Origin of the sequence: Ferrimicrobium sp., assembly GCF_027319265.1 — a bacterium.
Lineage (GTDB): Bacteria > Actinomycetota > Acidimicrobiia > Acidimicrobiales > Acidimicrobiaceae > Ferrimicrobium.
This window is the reverse complement of the sequence record NZ_DAHVNP010000014.1, coordinates 22,762-45,676: the sequence shown is the minus strand read 5'-3', so window position 1 is coordinate 45,676 and position 22,915 is coordinate 22,762. Positions and strand designations below refer to the sequence as shown.

The window sequence follows — 22,915 nt, the reverse complement described above, 5'->3', positions numbered from 1 at the left end:
GGAACGAACCGCTGGTGGGGTTCTTGTCACGTAGACTAGCTGGAGGAGGTAGACATGGAGCTGGCGTGGGATCCGTGGGATTGGCAGAACTACCAGATCGCGCAGCAGCCGGAATGGCATAGTGCGGACGAGCTTGAGGCGGTACGTCGGGAGCTTGGCCTGCGCGCGCCATTGGTCTATCCCCGGGAGGTCGATGCACTCAAGCGTGGACTTGCACGTGCTGCGGCGGGTCGTGCCTTTGTGCTGCAAGCAGGGGACTGCGCTGAGTCGTTCCATGAACATTCGGCCGCCGCCATTCGTGCCAAGCTACGAGTCATTTTACAGATGGCAGTCGTCCTCACGTACTCTTCGGGGGTCTCGGTCGTGAAGATCGGTCGTATCGCCGGCCAGTACGCCAAGCCACGATCCGCTGCGACAGAACTCCACCAGGGGGTTGAGATTCCAGTTTTTCGAGGCCATATTGTCCACAGCGACGATCCGACCGTAGCGGCGCGTCGTCCCGATCCTCAACGAATGTTGACGGCCTATGACTACTCACGTGCTACCGTTGCGACGGTGCGCGCACTGACCGAAGGGGGGTTTTCTGACCTCTCGCGTGCACATAGCTGGAACCAAGACTTCGTTGCCGCCTCGCCTGAGGGTGAGCGGTATGAGACCATTGCAGCAGAGATCGAGCGAGCGCTGAACTTCATGGGAGCCTGCGGGATCGATCTCTCCCAGGAAGAAGTCCTCCATCAGGTCACACTCTGGACCTCCCATGAGGCCTTGCTGCTCGGCTACGAGGCTGCCCTCACGCGTCGTGATCCTGCCTCGCATCGCTACTATGATCTGTCGGCTCATCAAGTGTGGATAGGTGATCGAACTCGTGATCCGAAAGGGGCGCATATCCGCTTCGTGAGCGGGATTGCGAATCCCATCGGCGTCAAAGTAGGACCGAGCATGGAGGTCGACGATCTACTCACGATCTGTAGAGAGCTTGACCCGGATCGAGAACCGGGTCGTCTGGTCTTGGTGGCCCGCATGGGACACGATGTGGTGCGTGCAAAACTTGGTGAGCTGGTGACGGCGGTCCAGACGGCGGGGCACCCAGTCGTCTGGCTTTGTGATCCCATGCACGGCAACACCTTCGTCTCAGAAGCGGGGTATAAGACCCGCGACTTTGAAGATATCATGGACGAAATTTCGGGCTTCTTTGAGGTGCACCGGCGGCTCGGCACCTGGCCAGGAGGCATCCATGTCGAACTTACCGGTCAAGACGTCACCGAGTGTCTCGGCGGAGGCGAAGGGGTCCTTGAGGAGGAACTCTCACGTGCCTACGATACGATCTGTGATCCTCGTCTCAATGCACGACAGTCCTTAGATCTCGCCTACCGAGTGGCTGAACTACTGATTCATTGAGTTGACGCGCGAGCCGAGCTAGTCATCCTGGGCAGGCGGTAGGTGCTCGGGTGCTGTCCCAGTGGTCAGTAGGTTTCAATATGGAGACGGCCCTCCTGGAGGAGCTGCACCTCCCTTGCTGCCCAATCTGGGATCGACTCGGTCAGGACACTCCGGACCGATTCCTCCATCCCCTTGACTCCACACAGGTAGAGATGGGTAGCATCGTGTCCAAGGAGATCGACAACGTCCATGATTCGTTCACGCAGACCATCCTGGACATGTCGAGCTGGCAGTTCGTCTTCTCTTGAGAGACAGAGCTCGATGTCAATCAGCGTACGATCGAGCTTCATCAGTGGACCAAAATAAGGAAGTTCCGACCGCGTGCGAGCTCCGAAAAACAGCAGCAGTTTGCCTGGCCCAGAGGGGAGGTGGCGACGGTGAAACTCGGTCATCGCACGAAAGGGAGCAGAACCGGTGCCGGTACAGATCATGATGAGGTTGCTCGCTGGATCGGTTGGCATGAGGAAGGTGTCGCCAAAGGGGCCAACGAGGGCTACTTGATCGCCTTTGACAAGATCGCACAGATAGTTCGAGGCGAGTCCAGGCTGACCCTTTCCATTGTTCATCACTCGCTTGACGGTGAGTGCAAGATTGTTGTGGCCCGGTCGTTCACCATCACGAGGTGACGAGACCGAGTAGAGCCGGAGTACCGGTCGCATCATGTCGGGACTCGAAGGGGGCAGAACACCTACACTCTGGCCTTCAAGAATCGGGAAGGCGTGGCCGCCAAGGTCGAGAACGAGATGGTGGACGTCAGACTCGCTCTGTGCGTCAGTGATCCGGTAGTTGCCCATGACGGTGGCGGTGATGGGGGAGTGTCGAGTGGCGATGTTGAGACGAGGTACAGTGGCGCTCTTTGGGGCGACCGCCCTCGGTGCTCCTTGGTGGGCAACCTCCAGAAGTGCTCGGGCCTCATCGTCACCTGCTGGGGCTGACTCGAAGATCTCGCCAGTGTCCTCGGGCAAGAGCTCCCAGCCGAGCTGATCATCGATCGAATGCGGCGTCGTCACGATCCGCCACGAGTCGATAGCTCCGGTCGGGCAGGGACCAAGACAATCTCCGCAGGAGGCACAGATCGCTGGGTCGACGACGTAGTTGTCATCGTTGTGGGTGATGGCGCCGATCGGACAGGTCTCCTCGCAGGTGTTGCAGCGTATGCAGACCTCTGGGTCGATCAGATGTTGTCTAAGCAAGCTCGTGGAGGTAATCATGCGTGGAGGCGGACGAACTCGAAATCCCCCGGCTTGTTGTCGATGGCAACCTTTGGTGGAGCGATCCAACGCGCATAGTTGCCTGGCTCATAGACGGGCTGCATCAAGGAGTTGATAAAGGCGCGATCGGTGGCGTTTGGCAGGTGTGACAGGGTCACCTGCTCGAAGGTATGGTCCGTTACCACGTTGCCCGCCGGATCGATCGGTTGGGACTGAAACTCTCCGACACGGCGATGAAATCCGAGATGGGGTAGGGTGAGTTGAAATTGGATGCCTGACTTCTCAATGGCCTTGTTCCAACGCTTGACACCGTTGGCGCAGTCGTTGGCGTAATCATCGCGTAGGCGTGCATTCAAGACGGTCAGCGCTGGTTCGTCGCGGGCAATGATCGCCCCACCTTGGAGTCGTAGTACCGGATAGGTCGCGCTGACGAGCTGGTGGTCATCGGTGATCTTATGCTCATTGAATCGGCCCTTCAGTCCTGAGGCAAAGGCATTTGCTGCATTTGAGGAGCCTTCTGCACCAAAGAGATCGAGGCTCACCGAGAAGTGAAAGTTGAGATAGCGTTGCAGGGTCGGCAGGTCGATGACGCCAAGGGTGCGGATTCGGTCGACATCGTAGGGGTCTTCGATACCCGCGGCCTTCATGGTTGTCAGGGTTGCATCGATCACGCGGCCGATGCCACTCTCCCCGACGAACATGTGATGAGCCTCTTCGGTCAACATGAAGCGAGTGGTTCGTGCCAGGGGATCGAAGCCTGATTGGGCAAGAGCCTCGAGTTGATACTTGCCGTCCCGGTCAGTGAAGAAGGTGAACATGAAGAAGGAGAGCCAATCGGGGGTATCCTCATTGAAGGCTCCGAGCATTCGTGGACGGTCCTCGTCTCCCGAGCGACGATGCAGCAATGCCTCAGCCTCCTCCCTACCGTCGCGGCCAAAATACCGCTGAAGCAGGTAGACCATTGCCCAGAGATGGCGACCCTCCTCGACGTTGACCTGGAAGAGATTGCGGAGATCGTAGAGGGAGGGTGCAGTGGCTCCCAGGTGACGTTGTTGCTCGACGCTGGCGGGTTCAGTGTCGCCCTGCACCACGAGGAGGCGACGCAGCATGGCTCGATACTCGCCAGGAACCTCCTGCCACACCGGCTCGCCGATATGTTCGCCGAAGCCGATTCTCCGATCGGGATCACCAGGGGCCAAGAAGATGCCCCAGCGATACTCTGGCATCTTGACGTAATGGAACTGTGCCCAACCTTTCGGGTCGACCCCGGTAGCGGTGCGCAGGTATACCTCTGATTCTGCGAATCCGCTAGGTCCCATCTGGTTCCACCAGTTCAGGTAGCCAGGGTGCCACTGTTCGAGGGCTCGCTTGAGACGCTCGTCGCTTGCCAGCGCGACGTTGTTGGGGATTTGTGAGTCGTAGTCGATGAGTTCCATGGTTAGATCCTTTCTCGTTGGAAGTTAGTGGTGAGCCCGGTCCCATACCGTTGCAGCGCTCCTTCAGGGCCAACGGCATTCGGACGATTGAAGACCCAGTTTTGCCATGCGCTGAGACGTCCGAAGATTTTGGTCGCCATGCTTTCCGGGCCGGCAAAACGCAGGTTCGCCTCCATGGCAGTGAGCGCATCCGGTGAGAAGGCGTTGCGCCCGTCAAGGGCGAGGCGTAGCTCATCCTCCCAATCGTATGTATCTGGTGTGAAGGTGACCAGACCCTTGTCTTGAGCGGCGATGGCATCGAGCGGTTGGTTGATGAGTGACTCCAGCGCGCCAAGTTGTTCCGGGTGACCCCAGAAGCGGGTAGCGAGTCGTGAAAGTCCATTCATCATTGGGAAGGCCTCGAAGTTGAGGCGATTCAGAACGAGTCCGGGCTCCCCATTATCGAGGAAGTACGAGCGATCTGAAGCAAAGATGAGTTCCGCCAAGGGTCCCGCAAAGCAGCTGGCATCGTCAATCGAAGACATGATGGATCGAGAGGTCAGGTCGAGGCGAGCAAGGGTCCGCTGCCAGAGGGCGAGACCCTCGTCGACGATCCACTCGCCGCGCCACTGCAGAAGGAGCTCGGAGTAGCGCTGGGCGAGAGCGAGATCTCCGTGGCTCTTGATGAGCAGTGTTCCAACTGTTGCCTCGTTGAAGCGTAAGTGGCAGAGTAGGTCGTTGAGCTCTCGTGCCGCTGCGATCAACCATGAGGCATCGCCTTGGCCGAGGAGCTCGGCGGAGGAGGCCGGAAGCTCCGTTGGGCCGAGGATCTCGATAGTCACGACGCCGTTGTTCCGGTCGATGTCAGCTTGGAGGTGACGATACCTGATTGTATCGTCGGTGAGCTCGCGATCGATGTCGTTTAAAGCGATGCCGGGTCCAGGTGGTGGGTCGATACGTTCGTGGGAGGTCACAAGTTTGTCGAGGAGTCGATCGAGGCCCGAACGGGGCACCAAATGGTCGACCAGCTGCCAATCGAGAGCTCGTTGGCCACTGATACCCTCTTCAAGGGTGCAGAAGTAATCGGCCCGATCACGACGTAGATTGCGTTTGTCAGTCAACCGCGTCAACCCTCCCGTCCCGGGAAGCACTGCGAGCAGCGCAACCTCTGGGAGTGAGACAGACGCCGATCCGTCATCGACGAGTACGATCGTGTCACAGCTCAGTGCCAGTTCATAGCCACCTCCAGCTGCGGTGCCTTCGACTACTGCGATGAAGTGCGCAGGAGCCCCTTCCATAAAAAGCCGCGTTTCGTTGGTGAACTTACAGAAGTTGACTTTGTGCTGATGGGTAGCCCCAGCCAACATGCCGATGTTGGCTCCTGCACAGAAGACGCGGTCCTTCCCTGAGCGGACCAGCACCGTGGTGATCTGGGGGTAGGTGAGCCGCAGTCGCTCCAGGGCGTCGGCGAGCTCGATATCAACTCCCAAATCGTACGAGTTCATTTTCAGCTGGTAGCCGGTGCCGATCGTCTTGTGCTCATCGACATCAAGGATGAGCTCTGCGCTCTGGTCGCCGAGTTTGAGTGTCCAGTGGTGATAACGATCAGGGTTCGTGCGTAGGTCAATCATCGTTCCTCCTATGATGCAGTATAGTTATATTTCCAACTAGAAAGACGGCAATATAATGCATTATCGTGGTGGCGACCCGGTGACCTTGGGGACGAGGATGCCCCGTTGGTCGAGGAAGCGTTCGATTGCATCCAAGACCCGGTCGGTGTGGGTGAGATGAGGGGAGTGTTTGGCCTCTTGGATGAGGATGAGGGTCGTCTCGGCGACGCTTGACGCGATGAGTTCCAGTTGCATGCTCGTCCCATATTCGTCCTCGGTTCCCTGCAGGGCGAGAACGGGCACCGCGATGGTGTCCAGTCGATCAAGGATCGAAAAGGTACGAAAGTCCGGGTCCAGCCAAGCGTCGTTCCAACCCCAGAAGGCACTCGTGAGATTTGCGCGATGATACCGTGCAAGCTTTGAGGCAAGGGTACCGGCAGTAAACTGCTCCTTCGCCCCCTGGATCGCTGCGGTGGCGATCGCTTCAACCACCACATGTGGTGCGATCGCGACAACACTGGTGAGTAGCGGATCGTGGTGGGCACCCGCATAGGCCAAGGCGATCGATGCACCATCGGAGTGCCCGAGGAGTACCCTTGGCCCGTCACAGAGCGCTTGGAGGAGATCGGGTAGCACGTCATCCGCCTCGCGTTGCATATAGTCAAGCGATCGAGGGAGATCGATGGTGCTCGAACCCCCGTAACCCGCCCTGGAGTAGGCGATGACGGGCAGCCGAAGTCGGTCTGCCAGTCGCTGGGGGAAGTCCTTCCACATCTCCACACACCCGAGACCCTCGTGAAGCAGGAAGATAGTTGGACCATCACGGGACTCGAGGCTGGGTGACCAGTGTGCCACCTCAAGGGTGCTGGCTAGATGCTGGATCGTTGACGTCGTCCTCATGACTCGCGGAGTTTGAACCGTTGGATCTTACCGGTAGCAGTTTTGGGGAGTTCTTCCACGAATTCGATCCATCGAGGGTACTTCCACGGGGCGAGTTGCTGCTTGACAAAGCCTTGGAGGTCGGAGACGAGCGTATCCGTTGGCTCGGCATCCGAACGGACAACGACGTAGGCCTTCGGTTTGATCAGATCATCGACATCTCTCCAAGGGACAACAGCGGCCTCAAGAACGCTTGGATGGGCGATCAATGCTGACTCAACCTCAAAGGGCGAGACCCAGTTGCCACTGACCTTCATCATGTCATCGGATCGACCAGCATAGTAATAGTAACCATCGTCATCGCGGAGGTACTTGTCGCCGGTATGGGTCCAATGCCCTCGGAAGGTGGCGAGAGACTTGTCACGCTGATTCCAGTAGCCATCAGCGGCGGAGTAACCCCGCACCACCAGCTCGCCGATCGTCCCTGAGGTGGCGATCTCTAGCCCTTCGTCGTCGATGAGGCGAGCGTCATACCCGGGAACAGGAACGCCGCTGGAACCATAACGGATACTGCCGGGACGGTTGGCCAGAAAGATATGGAGCATCTCGGTCGACCCGAGACCGTCGATAATAGCCGCACCGGTGAGTTCTTCGAAGCGGCGCCCGATCTCGGGAGGTAACGCTTCACCAGCTGAGGTGCAGATCCGAAGCCCAACATCGGCAAGTTCTCGTGCGCGAGGGCTTGCGAGTAAGGAGGCAAAGAGTGTCGGCACGCCGCAGAAGACCGACGCGTGGCTCGCCTGCAGGAGATCGATCACGGAGTCCGGGGTTGGCCGTTCGTTGAGGTAGGCGACGCTTGCTCCAACGCCGAAGGGAAAGGTCAGTCCGTTGCCAAGGCCATAGGCAAAAAAGAGCTTGGCCGCAGAGAAGACCGTGTCGGTAGGGGTCAGGCCGAGTACTTGCTGGGCGAAACAGTTGATGGTGACGGCCACATTGCGGTGGAGATGCCGAACCCCTTTTGGGCGTCCAGTCGATCCTGATGAGTACAGCCAGAAGGCGACCTCGTCGGCGACGGTGGCGATAGGTTGCTGATACGGCGAAGCCGCTAGGATGCGGGCTCCGATCCCCGGTCCGCGCAGTCCGTTGTCACGCTCGATCCACTTGACGCGTCGACACCCAGCCGCCGCCCGTTCGATCTTTTCCACACCTTGGGCGTGGGTGACGATGGCTTTGACTCTAGAGTCTTCGATGATGTAGCGAAAGTCCTCTTCGGCCAGGAGCGGGTTGAGAGGGATGGGAACGATGCCAGCTCGGATGGCCCCGAGGAAGAGAGCAGGGAAGAGAATGGTATCGCCGATGACTAAAAGAAGTCGATCCTCAGGCTCAAGGCCGAGCTCCATCAATGCGGTGGCAGAACGGAGCACGAGGTCTTCAACCTCTCGATAGGAGTAGGTACCGTCCGCATCCGTGACCGCTGTGCGACCAAGCGGTTGTGATCGAGCGGTCGTGAGCAGACTCTCTGCAATGTTGTAGCTCTTTGGCAGGTTGGCTAGCCACTCTTCGATCGCCATCGTCTCTTGTTGTTGGACCTGCATCATCACTCCCCCTTCATGGGCACGCCCGCACCGGTCGTCGATGACTCGTTCTCGGTCGGCATGCCACACAGGCACCTTTTTAGGCGCATCGGCACACTTGCACTATACTGCAAAACACGCGGGGAGAGTCCCACAGGATCATGCATTATTATGCAGCCTTCGGCTGTGTGGTCAATAACGTGTGGTCAATGATGTGCGGCCAATGACCGCGCGGCCACCCATCGATCGCGCAGGTCGCATTGGCGACTGCTGCGGGATGGCTAGCCATCTCCCCCATGCGGGGATTTGTCTTCTTTGGCGCGGTCGCCAACGCCGAGATACTTCGCAATGAGCCCTTCGAGTTCCGTGAGGGAGGTTTCGACACTCCGATGCGAAGTGGATAGATGGAGCTCGGCTGCTTGATAGAAAGGGGTTCGTTCGTACAGAATAGTCCTGAGCTCTTCCATGGCTCGATCGGAGCCGTGCATCGGCCGTAGGTCGCCCTGGGCAATGACTCGTTGCATGTGTTCCTCTGGCGTTGTCGAGAGCCAAACGGTGGTCCAATGACGACGAAGTAGCTGGTAGGCCGGTTGATTCGTGACCAGTCCGCCACCAATCTCTATGATGATTTGACTCTCGCCATCCTCGACGAGTTGTTGCAGGGTCTCGAGTTCAAGTCTGCGAAAAGCGGCATCACCCCCGAGAGAGAAGAGCTCATCGAGGGGCATCTGGGTTCGTTCGGTGATCAGCTCCGTTAGGCGATAGAAAGGCCAGCCGAGTTGGGCGGCTAGTAAGTGACCGAGAGTTGTCTTCCCCGCTCCGCGCAACCCGATCAGAGCGATCCCGTGTCGCTCGGAAACGACCCGTCGTTTGAGTTGTTCGATAAGCGATTCCGCCTGGGTTGGTGTGGCGAGTGCGGCGACATCGATCAACTCGATGAGGCCCAGGTCGAGGGCTTGGGCCAGTCGGGTAAGCACCGTCAGTGACGGGTTTGCACGACCAGTCTCGACCTGGGCCAGATAGCGTTCCGAGAGCTGGGCTCGGCGTGCGAGATCGGACCGAGAGAGCCCTCGCAGGCTGCGCTCCTGGCGCAGCGTGTGAGCCAGCTGGGCAACGATCCGTTCGTACTCAGAGCCTTGGGGATGGGAAAGGTCCACCTACGTCACCAACGACCGCTTAGGTGTGTCACGATGCGCAAGGGGACAAACTGGTGCACGCGTCTACTTTAGCGGCTTTGGCTGCAGGTTGACGGAAGATGTTAGTCAGCATGCGTGAGTTCGGTTGCCTTGGATGGATTGGCGAAGGACGTCAGGCGGTGTGAGCGGTGGTTGCAACGTTGGAGCCCTATGGCGTCGATCTGGCGACGGGGCTGTGGCGGAGACGCATGATGCCGACGACGCCGACAAAGACGGCGAAGAGCAGGATCACCGGGGCGAGCACTGTGCCCATCATGAATCGATAGGTGGTAGCGGCGGCGATGACGCCAAGGATGAGTGGTGCGATGATACCAACGAAGTTGGAGGAACCCATCAACAACGAGTTTGCACGGGGTAGCTGATCTGGTGGTAGAGAACTCGCCAGCGCAGAAAGTGCGAGGGGGAAAATCAAACCATGCGGGATGCCGAGGATGATCATTCCTACCAGAAAGAGGGTGAATGAGTGGCCGGCAACGATAAAGGTAAGACCGGTAATGGTCATGATCCCCGATGCCGTATAGGCCAATCCCTTGTGGTAGATAGGGGATCGCCAAGCGACAAGTCCACGGGAGCCGAGCGAGAAGATAAAGAAGACGGTAAAGGCGAGCTGGGCTTGGGCCGCAGTGGCCTGATCGGTCACGCGGGCAACCTCGGCGCCAAAGACGGTGAGGGCTGCAAAGGGCACGGCGTACATGAGTTGTGCGAGAAGGGCTTTGACGACCTCCGGAGTCTGGAGCAGTCGTACTCGCTTCGTATCGGCGACAGGTGTGATGGACGGCCCTCCCGCAGCACTCGCGCGAGCAGCGGCAGCGATTGCTTCTCGATGTCGCGACAGCATAATGCCGAGGGCAAGGAGTGGAAGTATGGCAAAGGCTAAGAACGGCCAACGAACATCTTGATGGGTAGCATCGAGGAGGCCAGCCTCGAGAAGCGGTCCAATCGCGAGTGAGATGCTCAAGACTAGCGTGTAGATCGCGAGGATTCGTTGAGGATTTGAGGAGGTTTCGCCCGCGGCAAGCTGCACTGAGCCGGCAAGCCCCGGCATTCCTAGGCCTCCGCCGATGCCGAGGAGTATGGATGCGAATGCCGTGAGGTAGATAGAGTGACTCACGCCGATGATGACTAAGCCGAGAACGAGTGTAACCAGCGAGATTGATACCGCGCGTTCGAGTTGCGCTGGCTTGAGGCGTGCACTGATCATGAGGGTGACGAGCACAAGGACGATACCGGAGAGCGCTGAGATCACGCCGATGGTTCCTGCTCCATAGCCAAGATCCTCTTTGATGATCAGCGCGAGGGTCGTGAGTGCCATGTTTTGGGCACCGCGATAGAATCCCGCCACGGTATAGAGTCCAAAGACACTGTGGGGAAACGATCGAAGCCGCGACCGTTGTTGCATGTGCGCTTCCCTCTACCTCCGCGTTAGTAAAAGACTGTGGATGAGTGCGGAGGAATACTCCCTTCACTCTAGTTGATGGAGTGGCGCTCGATTGCCGCTGATCGCGTCGGCGGCTTTACACTTTACTGAGTGCCCCTGTAGCTCAGCGGATAGAGCAGCTGCCTTCTAAGCAGTCGGTCGTAGGTTCGAGTCCTACCGGGGGCGCTGGGTAGAACTGTATCGACCTTGGCCGGCGGCCCAGATGCGACATCGGAGGGCATCTTATGCGCCTTCCAATATCCCTCGCTCCTGTGGAGGTCGATCCAACTGGCGGTGCATTCGATGCATGTGAGGTGATCTACCTATGATGGGTGAGAATGTCTATCATCAGCGAGACCGTTACAACCCTCGAGGTCGCTACGCAAACCGTGAGCAGGTGGGATCAACAACGTCTTTTCAGGTCAACAGACGTTGCACCTGGAGGCAACTGCCGTTGTGAGCTCTCCACAACCTAGACCATGCGGTGTGGGTCCGTTGAACTGCAAACCTACGTGAGGTCTCTTGTGTACGTTCCATGGAACGGTTGATGGTTGGACGGGCTCTTCCGGGTTGTGGGACTGGACCAGAGCACGCAGGACCAGCTTCTGGTTGGGCAATCACACACGCAAGCGGGCGTACTCATCCGAGGTTAACCTTGCCAATAGCTTCCAGTGCTGCATATAACAATTTGGTGACCGGTTCGGTGATCTCTGGGCGGTCAGGTAGAAGCTCCGCGGGGGCTGGGACACTGATGCGCGTGCCTGCAGGCGTGGCATCGAGGACGACATTACACGGGAGCAGGAGTGCGACGGACCGGTCGGCTAGCAAGGCATCGTAAGCGAACTGCGGATTGCAGGCACCGAGGATCTTGAGGTTGCCGACTGAGCGACTCAGTTTCGACGCCAGGGTAGCGCCAAGGTCGATCTCGCTGAGAATGCCAAAGCCGACGGCACCGAGCTCGGTCCGGATCATCGCTTCGGCTTCTGGTAGGCTTTTGGTGGTCTCTACTGAGAGTGATTGCATCGCTTTCCTCCGTTGTCGATGGGTTTGCCTTCAACCCTCATGCTAGCCATGGGCATCGTTACGAGTTGCGGCAGTGACAAGGAGGACCCTCAGTCAGCGGGGCGCCCGATCTCGCCAGCTGAGGCCGACTCTTGCAATGATTCGCCAACCGAGTTCAGTGAGTGCAAAGAAGCCCAGAGAGACAAAGACGAAGGGAACGGCGATCCCCTGGCCCGTGATGACCCGCAGGACCATGCCGACCGCAACCGTAGCCAACCACACGAGTATCGCTGTTCGGGTCAACGGGTTTTGCCACTGACGAGTTCCGAGCCAACCGACCACGACACCAGCGGCGAATGGCCATGATGTTTTGATGAGACCGGCAAGATCATCGGCGTGCCCGTGAACGTCTCGCCCGATTGCCACGAAGACCACCACCGCGATGAGGTCGAACAGGATGTACTGTCCGCCATGAAGAGAACGTTGTGGGGAAGATCGGCCGGTTTGCTCCATCACGATCCGATCCGTTGTTCGGTGATCGAAGCCTCTTCCCGTTGTAACTCGACGACAGAGGCGACACCTTCGCTCTGTGCGAGGCGGAGAGTCATGGATCCGCCACTGGTCCACAGACTCCAATTGGCGGGCTCAGGGAGTTCGAGGCCATGATGAAACTCGATGGTGAAAGAATGATACTGGTTGAGCTGAGAGTCTGCTCCTCGTTGCGAGGGTGCGAGCAACTCCTCAGCGAGTGCAAGATGGACGGCATTGTTCACATGACCGACGATATCGAGATCGCTATAACGGAGAGGGATACTGCCGGTGCTGGCAGGTTCGTCCTCGGGAAGGGAGAGCATAAAACGCGGTTTGATGGTCCTTCCCATTGCCGAGGGACCGAAGACGGATAAAAAACCTTCGGGAAGTGATCGGGGAAAGCCGGTATCAGGTGCTACATTGACCCAGAGCGCTTTGGCCTGTGCGACGAGCTGATCATGGCGATAGAGGTCAGTGCGGCGCTCGGCCCATGCTCGTCCAATCCCTGAGCACCAGGTGCGCGAGACGATCGAGTCTAGATAGCCGGGCCAGACGCGGAGTTCAACGGATAGGTTGCGCAGGATCCAGAGGCCCTTGTCTGGTACCGGTGAACCCTCATTGTCCAGCGTGGCGACGTCATGGAGAATGCGAGCGATGCCATCAAGGCGGAGACGACCCGTTGGGTCGCAGTCCGACAGCAGGTTGCAGTGCTCGTTGACAAAGACGCGACCTTGTTGAGGTTCTGGAATGAAGTCCACTCCCTTCACCCTAATGTGAAGGCAATCGCCTGAAACCGCTGTGTACGATTAGGTTGCTTGGCCAAAGCGCGCCCGGAGTACTTTCTTGTCAAACTTACCTACGGAGGTTCGGGGGACTTCTTCGATGATCTCAATGCGATCGGGCAGCTGCCACTTCGGGAATCCAAGGCCGAGTAAGTACGTCTGGATCTCCTCGAGCGTGATCGTTTCGTGTGGTTTTGGCACCACCGTCGCAAGGGGCCGTTCTTGCCACTTTGCATCGGGGACAGCGATAACGGCTGCCTCGAGGATCTTGGGGTGTCCCATCAACGCTCCCTCCAGCGCCACCGAGGATATCCACTCTCCACCGGATTTGATGAGATCCTTCGTGCGATCGACCAGCTCGATGACGCCGGACGGGTGGAGAACTCCGACATCCCCAGTGCGGAACCAACCTTCGACTTCGAAGGATTCAGCACCATGTCCACCCATGTAGGAGTCCAGTACCCACGGTCCACGAACGTAGATATCTCCCATGCTCTTGCCATCGTGTGGCACCGGTTGGTGGTCATCTCCGAGCAGTGTGGTTGCTATGCCGGTCACCGGCACGCCCGCTTTGGCGACATAGTCAACCTGGGTTTCGATGGGTGCGTGGAGCAAGGCGTGTGGTAGCCGAGTCGTCGTTGCAATCGGTGAGGTCTCCGTCATGCCCCACGCCTGGAGTAGTCGCACATCGTACTCCTCGAGGTAGGACTTGATCATGGCATACGGCGGCTGAGAACCGCCACAGAGCAGTTCCTTCAACCCGTCAAGCCTCTCGGAACTTCGATGCAACTCATCGAGTACGGCAATCCAGATGGTCGGCACGCCTGCTGCCTTGGTGACCTCCTCCTCGTTGATGAGCCTGATGACCATCTTCGGGTCAAATGAGGGAGTTGGAAAGACGATCTTCGACCCAGCAGCGACCGCCCCAAATGGGAGTCCCCAGGCATAGACGTGAAACATCGGCACAATCGGCAGCACACATTCACTCGTCGCAAGGCCCGGTCCGTTGCCCGAGCAGACGGTCAGTGTGTGCAGATAGGTGGAACGGTGGGTGGCGAGTACTCCCTTGGGGCGACCGGTGGTCCCCGAGGTGTAACAGATCCCAAGTGGCGCAGTCTCTGGGATACTCCGTTCGCCTAGAAAGGGGGTGGCGTCACTGAGGAGCGCTTCATAGGAGAGCATGGACGAGGGGATGGCGCTGGTATCGTCGCCAAAGACGACGATGTGGCGAAGTCCAGGGCAGCGCACCCTGAGTCGCTCGGCGGTCTCTGCGAGGTCAGCTGGGACGATGAGGGCCTCATCATCGGCATCGTTGAGAATGAAGACGAGATCTTCGAAACTCAGTCGCGCATTCACGGTGTGAAGGACGCGACCTGAACAGGGGATGGCGAAGTAGCATTCGAGATGTTCGAAGCTATTCCAGGCCATGGTAGCGACGCGCGCGTGCTCGGAGAGCGCAAGGCTATCGAGCGCCGTGATCAGCTGACGAACACGATGGGTGAAGTCCGCGTAGGTGTAGCGATGCTGGGATTGCTGATCCCGTTGGGTGACGATCTGGACATCTTGGTAGGACTGTTCAGCGTTACGAAAAAGCATCCAACTGTTCAGATCAACATCCATCATGGCGGTTCCCCCTCGTCTGTTCGTGTTGTGACTACTCTAGCAAATTCTTGGTCCTAGAAAATGTCGGTGTGGCCAGATCCGCGTCATAACACGAACTGCACGCGGGCAACCTCGTCAATCATCGGTGCTAATTCCGCACGGATCTGATTGTGCTTGGGATCTTCGTCGTAGCCTCGATAGCTGTCAACATCGATAAAATCGGCCACGACCGCCAGCGTCCAGTTGCCGGGTCGTAGACCGGCATCGAGAGCGGCGGTGTAGGAGAGCGTGCCGGGGCAGTTCAACGTATACAAGCGTGCGACAAGAGTGTCGAGCAGAGAGGTGTCGTAGCCGGGTTTCATCTTCATCATGACGACATTGCGGATCATGCCATGACTGTAGCCGTCCCGACCGACTTCCCGGCTACTACCACGCGCCAGCCGTCGTGAATGGAGTCGCACAGTCGTTGTAGGAGATTGTCGTAGACCAGTACAACCGTTCCTGGTGCAACAGCAGCACGAGCGCCGATCCAAGCCCGATATCGAGGCAGGGGCACGATGATGGCGCATGCTCGTCCTCCTAAATGCCCGCTTCTCGGATGCGCCAGCGTATCCACGGATCGCTTGAGCGGCATATCGATTGAACACCTACTGATTGCATGGGTGTGCCCGCTCGACGTGCTGCGCAGTAATACACTCCGGCAGAAGCCCGGTGATTCCTTACCGAATCGATGATTACCGAACGAACGCACTCCACCGGCCCGCGATCGCTCGAGGGCCATGCGAGAAAAGATCCATCGCTCCGATTTTCGTGACCGTTTTAAAGGATTAACGCCTCTCCACCTGTCGCCTCATCAGCCGGATTTTTAAAGCGAGTTACGACAGTCGTCGCGATCAAGAAGGCGACGAACCCAAAGACGGAGGCGAGACGAAAACTCATCGCCCAGCCGTGCGTCTCGGCGATCAACCCCACCACAGCTGGGCTGATTTGATGGTGGATGATGGCGCTGTGGAGAGAACTTGCGCGGCGTCTGGCAGCCGAGACGGCGATGGTGACCAGCACGGCGAGTCCGATGGTGCCACCGACCTGCTGACCAACGTTCACAAGTGCTGATGCCATGCCAGCCTCGTTCGGATTGACACCATGGGTCGCGGTGGGAAAGATCGAGACGAAGGAGAGGCCCGAGCCAGCTGACATAATCAAGAGGGGTAGCAAGATCTGGAGGTAGCTACTGTGCGGTCCGATGAACGAGAGGAGAAACATCGCAATCGTGATAGCGAGACCACCAAGCATCATGAACACCTTGGGACCGACACGGTGGAGCGATCGAGCGGCTACTTGGGCAAAGAACACGATGCCAAGGGTCATCGGAAGAAAGGCTAGGCCGGTCTTCGTCGGTGAATACCCCATTACCTCCTGCATGTACTGGGTCAAGAAGAAAAAGATGCTGTACATGCCGGCCATCACAAAGAGGATCATGCCGATGGCGCCGGCACGATCGCGACTCTTCAGGATGGCGAAGTTGATGATCGGCGCGGTGACACGGAGCTCGAAGAGGACAAAGATCACCAGCAACGCGATACCGACGAGCCCAGGTACCAGGGTCGAAGCGGTTGTCCAGGTGTGTGAGGATGCGTTGATAATGCCATAGACCAGACTGGCAAGCCCCGCGGTACCGATGATCGCGCCCCCAACATCGATGCGCGTTCGCACCTTCGTGCTCTCTTGGAGCACACGAGGGGCGGCAAAAGCGAGCAGGATGGCGATGGGGGTGTTGACAAAGAATACCCATCTCCATGAGACGTATTGGGTGAGCACTCCACCGAGCAACAGACCAAGTGCGACACCTGCTACGGAGACGGCTGAATAGATCGCGAATGCACGTCCTCGCTCCTTAGGCTCAACGAAGTTTGTCGATATCAGGGCTAGGGCGGTGGGTGAGGCGATTGCGGCTCCGATTCCCTGGAGCGCACGGCCGGTCAGCAGCCAACTCGAGGTCGTGGCGAGTCCTCCAAAAAGGGATGCACCAGCGAAGAGTAGCGTTCCAATCGTAAACATCTTGCGGCGGCCAAAGATGTCACCCGAACGACCTCCAAGGAGGAGGAGCCCACCAAAGACCAGGGTGTAAGCGTTGACGACCCAGGCCAGTGATGAGGGTGAAAAATGCAGTGCAGTGTGGATTGAGGGAAGCGCGACGTTGACGATCGTAAGATCGAGTGTGATCATCAACTGAGCGCCCGCGACCACCGCGATGGCAAGGTTGGTGCTCCGACGTGACATGGTACCCCTTTTCAGATGGTAGATGGAACTCCTTCAAACAACAGGGAGGAGTGAGCTTTATTCCGCGAAATAGTTTACAATCATTAACAAATATTCCGGCTCCACCGCCATGTGGGGAGGGTCGTGTCCGGAGGAACCGACCGCGCTACGGCAACTCCATTACTACTAGTATCGTATATCGTCGAAGAACGATTATAGGGCAGGGTTGAGATCGCCTAGCGCATCGACGCTATCGTTGGCTGGTGATCACCGAGTAGTGGAGTGTGCCGGGATCGTCAGGGGTTGGGACCCCGGGTAAGGTCGATGGGCGTTGAGGGAGGCGAGGAGGTGTGTTGGTGACGTTGCACGGCGAGATTTTGACGTTGTTAGCCGTCCTCCTCTTTCTCGTGACCCTGGTGCTGGTCATTTGGCAGCCGCGTGGACTATCGATCGGGGTCTCAGCACTCGGCGGTGCCATCGTTGCGCTCGCTATTGGGGTTGATCAGCTCGCCAATGTGGTGACGGTCTGGGGGATCGTCTGGAACGCCACGATCACTTTTGTGGCGGTGATTATCATCTCGCTGATCCTCGACCGTATTGGGTTTTTTGAGTGGGCTGCCCTCCACGTGCTCGGTTTTGCGCGAGGCAGCGCTCTCCGAGCTTTTGTCTACTTGCTGATTCTTGGCGCTATTGTTGCCTCTGTCTTTGCCAACGATGGAGCGGCGCTCATCCTTACCCCGATCGTCTATCAGCAGACTCGTGTCCTTGGTTTCGATCGCCGTCGGGCACTCCCCTTCGTGATGGCGGCGGGCTTTATCGCGGATACCACCAGTCTTCCTCTGGTGGTATCGAACCTTGTCAACATCGTCACTGCGAATATTTTTCACATCGGCTTTCTCACCTACGCGTCGAGAATGGCACCGATTGATGTCGTCTCATTTTTGGCGAGTCTGGGTGTACTACTCATCTATTATCGTCGATCGCTTCCACGTAGCTACGATCCAACGTCACTAGAGACTCCAAAATCAGCTCTTCGCGATATCCAGTTGTTTCGACTGGGTTGGGTGGTGCTCGTTGCGCTGTTGGCGGGCTACCTACTCTCCGAGCCGTTTCACTTTCCAGTGTCGGTGCCAGCCTCTGTTGCTGCACTCATCTTCTTGCTGGCGGCAAGCCGATCAAGTGCACTGTCGAGCCGAATGGTCCTTCGCGAAGCACCGTGGAGGATCGTCGTGTTTTCGGTGGGCATGTACCTGGTGGTGTATGGTCTCTTTAATGCGGGCCTCACCGTGTACTTGTCGCATGGACTGGCCGACGCGAGCCATCATGGCGTACTGGCGACGGCGCTGGTTGGCGGGTTTGGCTCTGGCATCCTCTCGGCCATCATGAACAACATGCCGACGACACTGATCGGGGCATTGAGTATCAAAGGCGCCCACTTGGCTGGCATCTCGCACAATATTGCCGTCTATGCACTCGTCGTTGGGGCTGATATTGGACCTAAATTCACCCCCATCGGCTCGCTGGCGACACTGCTTTGGCTTCATGTGCTCGACACCAAAGGTATCAAGATTACGTGGGGACAGTATTTCCGTCAAGGAATCATACTTGCTGCGCCAGTCCTCGCGATCACCTTGATCGCTTTGGCTGGCTGGGTGACACTGTTGCATTGAGGGCGGCTAGAGCGTCTGAATGGCGCGCTTAAACGCTGTGAGGACTCGCTGATTAATACAGTACGAGGTTCTTGGCCCCTCAATCTCTCCTTGGATAAGGTTGGCCTCACGCAGGATGCGCAGGTGTTCAGAGATGGTTGACTGCGCGAGGGGTAGCTCAGCGACGAGTTCTCCGGTCACACAGGTCTGGCGTTCCGTCAGGAGACGAAAGATTCTAATTCTGGTTGGATTCCCCAGGGCTTTGGTGATGTGTGCCAGCTCACCGTCGTCGAGTGGGTCGACCTCATCCATCGCTGGTTCGGGGATGGCGCACGCAACGCCGTTGGTGGTGGGGGAGGTCTCGGTTGAGTTTGCTGGGTACATAGTCGCTGATTCTAGTTCAACCATCTTCGCCACCGTAGCTGCTCCCTGTTGCTGCCTTTTGTAGCCACTGAGCGGCGGTGACTTGGAGGGCATCCCATGGCGTGCCAAGCGGTGGTGTGTAGGCGAGATCGAGATGCATGAGGTCTTCAACGCGTGCTGATTGGGCGAGCACGACGGCTGCAGTGTCGATGCGTTTGTGGGCACCGGAAGAGATTGGGCCGAGCATGGCGACTCCGAGGAGACGGTGGGTGGAGGTGTCGGCACTCAAACGGATCGTGAGTGTCTCAGCACCGGGGTAGTAGCGCTTATGGTCATCTGTTTGTGTCGTGATGGACAGGGGAGTGAAGCCAGCGCTAACCGCCTCGTCGTCGGTCAGGCCGGTCCGAGCGATCACCTGGTCGAAGACCTTCACGACTTGGGTCCCGACTACCCCTTGAAACTCCTCAGCTTCGTGCCCTATTGCGGCCGCACCTGCGACCCTACCTTGTTTGTGGGCGGTGGTTCCAAGTGGAAGGTAGGCTTCACCGAGCAACTGATGGTGGGTGATCACGCAATCGCCAGCAGCGTAGACGTCGTCGATACCGGTCTCCATGCGTCGGTTGACCCAAACGGCACCACCAGGACCGATTTTGGCTCCAGCCGTGCGTGCGAGTGCAACGGCTGGTCGCACCCCCGCTACGACGATTGCGATGTCGCCACGCACCTGAGCGGCACCTGATGATGGAGACGAGGTCCACAGTGTGACGTGATCCTGATCCGCCGTGATGGCGGTCACTACCGTGTTGGTCGCGAGTCGGACGCCGTGGCTGGTCAGCACCATCTCAAGCTGACGAGCAAGATCCGGGCTCACGGCGGGCAGTACATGATCTTTGGCCTCATATTGATTGACCGTGATGCCACGAGTGGTGAGTGCCTCGGCTAATTCAAGGCCGATGTACCCGGCACCGATGACCAGCGCTCGACGCACCTGACCTTTGTCGAGAACCTCCATGATCGCTCGGGCATCGGTCATCGTGTGAACGAGGAAGACACGTTCTCCCTCAAGTGCTTCGACCAGTCCCTCGATCGGTGGCTTGATCGCCTGTGCACCGGTGGCGATGATCAAGCGATCCCAGTTGAGTGCTACCAAACGTCCATCCTGCAGTCGACAGTGCAGTTCGTGTTGGGCAGGATTAATCTCGAGAGCGTGGGTGTCGGTTCGTAAGTCGATCCCTTGATCCAGGAGTTCACGGTAGGAACGATGAGCGAGGTTTGACCAGTCCTGCACCTCGCCCGATAGATAATACGGGATGCCGCAGACGGAGAAGTTCGGGTACGCATCGTCGAGCACTACCGTCACCTTGCAGCTCGGCTCTAACTCACGGGCACGTAGCGCCGCAGCGATGCCAGCGTCACTACCTCCAACGATCACGAGTCGCATCACTTCCTCCTCCGACTCTCACATAGATGTTCGTGGCGCTACCTCGCGAGTCTGGTGAGGAGCAGAACGGTTATCGTCGATACACGATAGATAGTAGCACGTCTCACAGGATGCCTCAGGTAGTTTTGCGGGCTATTTGTTCAGGGGTTGATTCTCGGTCGACGGCAGTCGGTAGGCTGGGCGCAGGCGTGGTTGAAAGGGGCGGAACAGATGGCGACAACAATTGATGTAAAGGGACTCTTGGCGGAGGCGAAGGCGATGGATCCCAAGGTCATCGAGGTACGTCGCACGATCCACGCACATCCCGAACTTGGACTCGATCTTCCGATCACACAGTCGCTCATCCTCAACGAGCTAGCGGGAATGGGGATTTCGGCTACCCCGGGCAGAACCATCTCTTCCGTGGTGGGGCGCATCGATGGTGCGCTGGAGGGTCCTACTACCCTTTTGAGGGCGGATATGGATGCACTGGCTCTCGTTGAGGAGACTGGCCTTCCTTTTGCCTCGACGATCCCAGGGTTGATGCATGCCTGTGGTCATGATGCGCATGTGGCGATGCTCCTTGGCGCGGCGCAGCTGTTAATGGATCATCGCGACACATTACATGGTTCTGTCATCTTGGCTTTTCAACCTGGAGAGGAGGGTGCTGGGGGTGCGCGGCGGATGATCGAGGAGGGACTGGTTGATCCTGCTCCCGATCGAAGCTATGCCCAACACGTGATCACGAACCTTCCGAGTGGGCTCATCGCTACCCGGGGCGGGCCGATGATGGCCTCTGCCGATGAATTCCTCATCACGATCACTGGCCGAGGGGGACATGCCTCTGCTCCCCACGAGGCGCTCGATCCGATACCGGTCGCTGCCGAGCTGGTTGTGGCACTCCAGGTGGCGCTCACGAGGCGGGTCAACGTTTTTGATCCAGCTGTGTTGACGGTTGGGCAGATCGATGCGGGGACCACCTTCAATATTATCCCAGAGTTGGCAACCATTCGGGGCACCTTTCGGACACTCTCGGAGGAGACACGTCGTGTGGTCGAAGCTCTGGTGGCCCGAGTAGCCCACGGGATCGCAGATGCCCATGGGGTTGACGTCACGGTTAGCTTCCCGATGGAGAGCTACCCGGTGACCATCAACGACGTCGCCGGGGCAGAGCGTGCTCTTGGGCTCGCGCGATCGTTGGTGGGAACTTCGGATGTCCTTGCGATGGAGGCCCCGGTGATGGGGGCCGAGGACTTCTCTTACCTTCTGCAAGTCTCGCCAGGAGCGATGATCTTCCTTGGTGTTGCTCCCCCCGGAAGCGTACAGCCCGCACCGAACCACTCGAACAGGATGCTCGTGGACGAGGCTGCTCTCCATCGAGGAGTGGCACTGCACGCACTGTTGGCGCTCGCCGAGTGAGGTGAGCGCCAACAGCCGCCGAGAGCAATAGCTGCCGAGAGCAATAGCTGCATTGATCTCGTCAAGGTCTCTGGTTCGCTTCGTTTGGTCATGGATCGCGCTTGTTGCAAGGATTCTCCAATGCACTCGATCGGGGCCGGTTCGCTCATCGGAGGAGAGCCGTGACGCCACTCCGACTGAGCGTTGCTACCGGGGTGATGGCGCCGGATGAGCCATCGACAATCCGGAGCCGATGACGGCCGAACTCTGATAAGGACGTATCGTAGTAGGTTGCTAAACCCTCTTGCCAGCAGGGCCAGCGGCGACGACCTCTCGAATAATCTCGGGCTCAGGGCCGAAGGCACCGAAGCTCTCGAGGATCCAGGTCACTCCGACCTGAGCGAGGAGTGTCGCGTCGTGGACGGGATCAGCGGCGAGGGACATCGCATAGCGGATGACAAGATCATACCCCGTACCCGTTTGAGGAAGTTGGCGAGTGATGGCGTCGAGATCGCTCTGGGCGGGGATGGTTGGAGGTTCTGGCCCGGCAAAGATTGGGAAGAAGCCTTGGTACCGTTTCGCTCTCAGCAGCGGAGGTTGATTCGGCCAGCGACCCGCGACCCAGATGGGAACCGGGCGCTGGAGTGGGCGTGGCAAAAAAGGAGGTGAGTGCACCTGATACTCGTCTCCAACAAAGTCCACCGGTTCTCCGGAGGCGAAGAGCCCGAGGAGTTCCAGTGCTTCGTCGAGCTGGTTCGCACGCCCGCGCGGATCGATGCGCTCCCCAAATGCGCTGAACTCGTGCCACCCATCATCCCCGAGCCCTACGCCGACAATGAGTCGACCTGATGAAAGGTGGTCGAGTGTTGCTATCTGACGAGCAAGCACCCATGGCCGTCGGCGTGCCAATGGTGTGACCATGGCTCCCATGCGCAGCCGTTCCGTTGCGCTGGCGATCGCTGCCATCGTGATCCATGCGTCCGCTACCCTAAAGCCTGGTTCGCTGAGCATGTGATCCCAGAGGAAGATACCATCCCAACCAGCTCGCTCTGCGCTGGTAGCCAGCTCGACGACCACGCGAGGGTCGGCAAACTCGTGGAATGGTGGTAGAAAGATTCCGAATTGCACCGTGTTCCTTTCTTGGCGGGCGGTGACTTCTACGACGGG

At 58.3% G+C, this 22,915-nt stretch carries 19 protein-coding genes and 1 tRNA gene; 4 read left to right on the top strand and 16 right to left on the bottom strand.

All coding sequences use genetic code 11. From position 1 onward, the window contains the following. Positions 1 to 54: 54 nt before the first annotated feature. Entirely contained in the window at positions 55 to 1,398 is a 1,344-nt protein-coding gene (locus tag M7439_RS01400) for a class II 3-deoxy-7-phosphoheptulonate synthase (protein WP_298345780.1), read from the top strand. A 65-nt stretch (positions 1,399 to 1,463) separates the two neighbouring features. Here M7439_RS01400 and boxA read toward each other — a convergent pair whose 3' ends face one another. From boxA to M7439_RS01365, 7 genes are all read right to left on the bottom strand, one after another. Continuing rightward, on the bottom strand, positions 1,464 to 2,651 hold the full coding sequence (boxA, locus tag M7439_RS01395; protein ID WP_298345782.1) for a benzoyl-CoA 2,3-epoxidase subunit BoxA: 1,188 nt from the start codon (positions 2,649 to 2,651) through the stop codon (positions 1,464 to 1,466). Then, complete coding sequence (gene boxB, locus M7439_RS01390; RefSeq protein ID WP_298345785.1) at positions 2,648 to 4,087, bottom strand: benzoyl-CoA 2,3-epoxidase subunit BoxB; 1,440 nt, start codon at positions 4,085 to 4,087, stop codon at positions 2,648 to 2,650. Before boxB ends, boxA begins: the two co-directional genes overlap by 4 nt. A gap of 2 nt (positions 4,088 to 4,089) precedes the next feature. Continuing rightward, positions 4,090 to 5,697 carry an enoyl-CoA hydratase/isomerase family protein gene (locus M7439_RS01385; protein WP_298345788.1) on the bottom strand — a complete coding sequence of 536 codons (1,608 nt, stop codon included), beginning with the start codon at positions 5,695 to 5,697 and terminating at the stop codon, positions 4,090 to 4,092. Between the two features lie 60 nt (positions 5,698 to 5,757). After that, positions 5,758 to 6,576: an alpha/beta fold hydrolase gene (locus M7439_RS01380; RefSeq protein WP_298345791.1), complete on the bottom strand. Its 819-nt coding sequence runs from the start codon at positions 6,574 to 6,576 to the stop codon at positions 5,758 to 5,760. Next, positions 6,573 to 8,153: a benzoate-CoA ligase family protein gene (locus M7439_RS01375; RefSeq protein WP_298345794.1), complete on the bottom strand. Its 1,581-nt coding sequence runs from the start codon at positions 8,151 to 8,153 to the stop codon at positions 6,573 to 6,575. The genes M7439_RS01380 and M7439_RS01375 overlap by 4 nt, the downstream gene beginning before the upstream one ends. Positions 8,154 to 8,410: 257 nt before the next feature. Next, positions 8,411 to 9,286 carry a shikimate kinase gene (locus M7439_RS01370; protein ID WP_298345797.1) on the bottom strand — a complete coding sequence of 292 codons (876 nt, stop codon included), beginning with the start codon at positions 9,284 to 9,286 and terminating at the stop codon, positions 8,411 to 8,413. 187 nt (positions 9,287 to 9,473) lie between these two features. Then, the gene (locus tag M7439_RS01365; RefSeq protein ID WP_298345800.1) at positions 9,474 to 10,724 is read right to left on the bottom strand and encodes an MFS transporter; all 1,251 of its coding nucleotides are present in this window, start codon (positions 10,722 to 10,724) and stop codon (positions 9,474 to 9,476) included. 131 nt (positions 10,725 to 10,855) lie between these two features. On the opposite strand from M7439_RS01365, the gene M7439_RS01360 reads away from it, so the two are divergent. Further along, positions 10,856 to 10,928: transfer RNA gene (locus tag M7439_RS01360), tRNA-Arg, on the top strand. Between the two features lie 453 nt (positions 10,929 to 11,381). Here M7439_RS01360 and M7439_RS01355 read toward each other — a convergent pair. The 6 genes from M7439_RS01355 to M7439_RS01330 all read right to left on the bottom strand — a co-directional run bounded on the left by M7439_RS01355 (position 11,382) and on the right by M7439_RS01330 (position 16,939). Further along, positions 11,382 to 11,765, bottom strand: coding sequence for a DUF302 domain-containing protein (locus M7439_RS01355; protein ID WP_298345803.1), 384 nt, complete (start codon positions 11,763 to 11,765; stop codon positions 11,382 to 11,384). 93 nt (positions 11,766 to 11,858) lie between these two features. Beyond that, on the bottom strand, positions 11,859 to 12,257 hold the full coding sequence (locus M7439_RS01350; RefSeq protein WP_298345925.1) for a DUF3054 domain-containing protein: 399 nt from the start codon (positions 12,255 to 12,257) through the stop codon (positions 11,859 to 11,861). Continuing rightward, entirely contained in the window at positions 12,257 to 13,033 is a 777-nt protein-coding gene (locus M7439_RS01345) for an acyl-ACP thioesterase domain-containing protein (protein WP_298345806.1), read from the bottom strand. The genes M7439_RS01350 and M7439_RS01345 overlap by 1 nt, the downstream gene beginning before the upstream one ends. Before the next feature lie 48 nt (positions 13,034 to 13,081). Then, entirely contained in the window at positions 13,082 to 14,680 is a 1,599-nt protein-coding gene (locus M7439_RS01340; protein WP_298345809.1) for a long-chain fatty acid--CoA ligase, read from the bottom strand. An 83-nt stretch (positions 14,681 to 14,763) separates the two neighbouring features. Next, positions 14,764 to 15,048 carry a Dabb family protein gene (locus tag M7439_RS01335; protein ID WP_298345811.1) on the bottom strand — a complete coding sequence of 95 codons (285 nt, stop codon included), beginning with the start codon at positions 15,046 to 15,048 and terminating at the stop codon, positions 14,764 to 14,766. A gap of 430 nt (positions 15,049 to 15,478) precedes the next feature. After that, positions 15,479 to 16,939, bottom strand: coding sequence for an MFS transporter (locus M7439_RS01330; RefSeq protein WP_298345813.1), 1,461 nt, complete (start codon positions 16,937 to 16,939; stop codon positions 15,479 to 15,481). Between the two features lie 332 nt (positions 16,940 to 17,271). Between M7439_RS01330 and M7439_RS01325 the strand changes: the two genes are divergently transcribed. Next, positions 17,272 to 18,588, top strand: a complete 1,317-nt coding sequence (locus tag M7439_RS01325) for an arsenic transporter (RefSeq protein ID WP_366525186.1) — start codon at positions 17,272 to 17,274, stop codon at positions 18,586 to 18,588. Positions 18,589 to 18,594: 6 nt separating this feature from the next. Here M7439_RS01325 and M7439_RS01320 read toward each other — a convergent pair whose 3' ends face one another. Further along, complete coding sequence (locus M7439_RS01320; protein ID WP_298345815.1) at positions 18,595 to 18,975, bottom strand: helix-turn-helix transcriptional regulator; 381 nt, start codon at positions 18,973 to 18,975, stop codon at positions 18,595 to 18,597. After that, a complete protein-coding gene (locus tag M7439_RS01315) occupies positions 18,968 to 20,371 on the bottom strand; it encodes an FAD-dependent oxidoreductase (protein ID WP_298345817.1) in 1,404 nt (467 codons plus the stop codon). The genes M7439_RS01320 and M7439_RS01315 overlap by 8 nt, the downstream gene beginning before the upstream one ends. Before the next feature lie 210 nt (positions 20,372 to 20,581). Here M7439_RS01315 and M7439_RS01310 point away from each other — a divergent pair, with 210 nt between their 5' ends. Beyond that, a complete protein-coding gene (locus tag M7439_RS01310) occupies positions 20,582 to 21,769 on the top strand; it encodes a M20 family metallopeptidase (RefSeq protein WP_298345819.1) in 1,188 nt (395 codons plus the stop codon). 273 nt (positions 21,770 to 22,042) lie between these two features. Here the strand turns inward: M7439_RS01310 and M7439_RS01305 are convergent, their stop codons facing one another. Next, on the bottom strand, positions 22,043 to 22,876 hold the full coding sequence (locus M7439_RS01305; protein ID WP_298345821.1) for an LLM class flavin-dependent oxidoreductase: 834 nt from the start codon (positions 22,874 to 22,876) through the stop codon (positions 22,043 to 22,045). Positions 22,877 to 22,915: the final 39 nt, after the last annotated feature.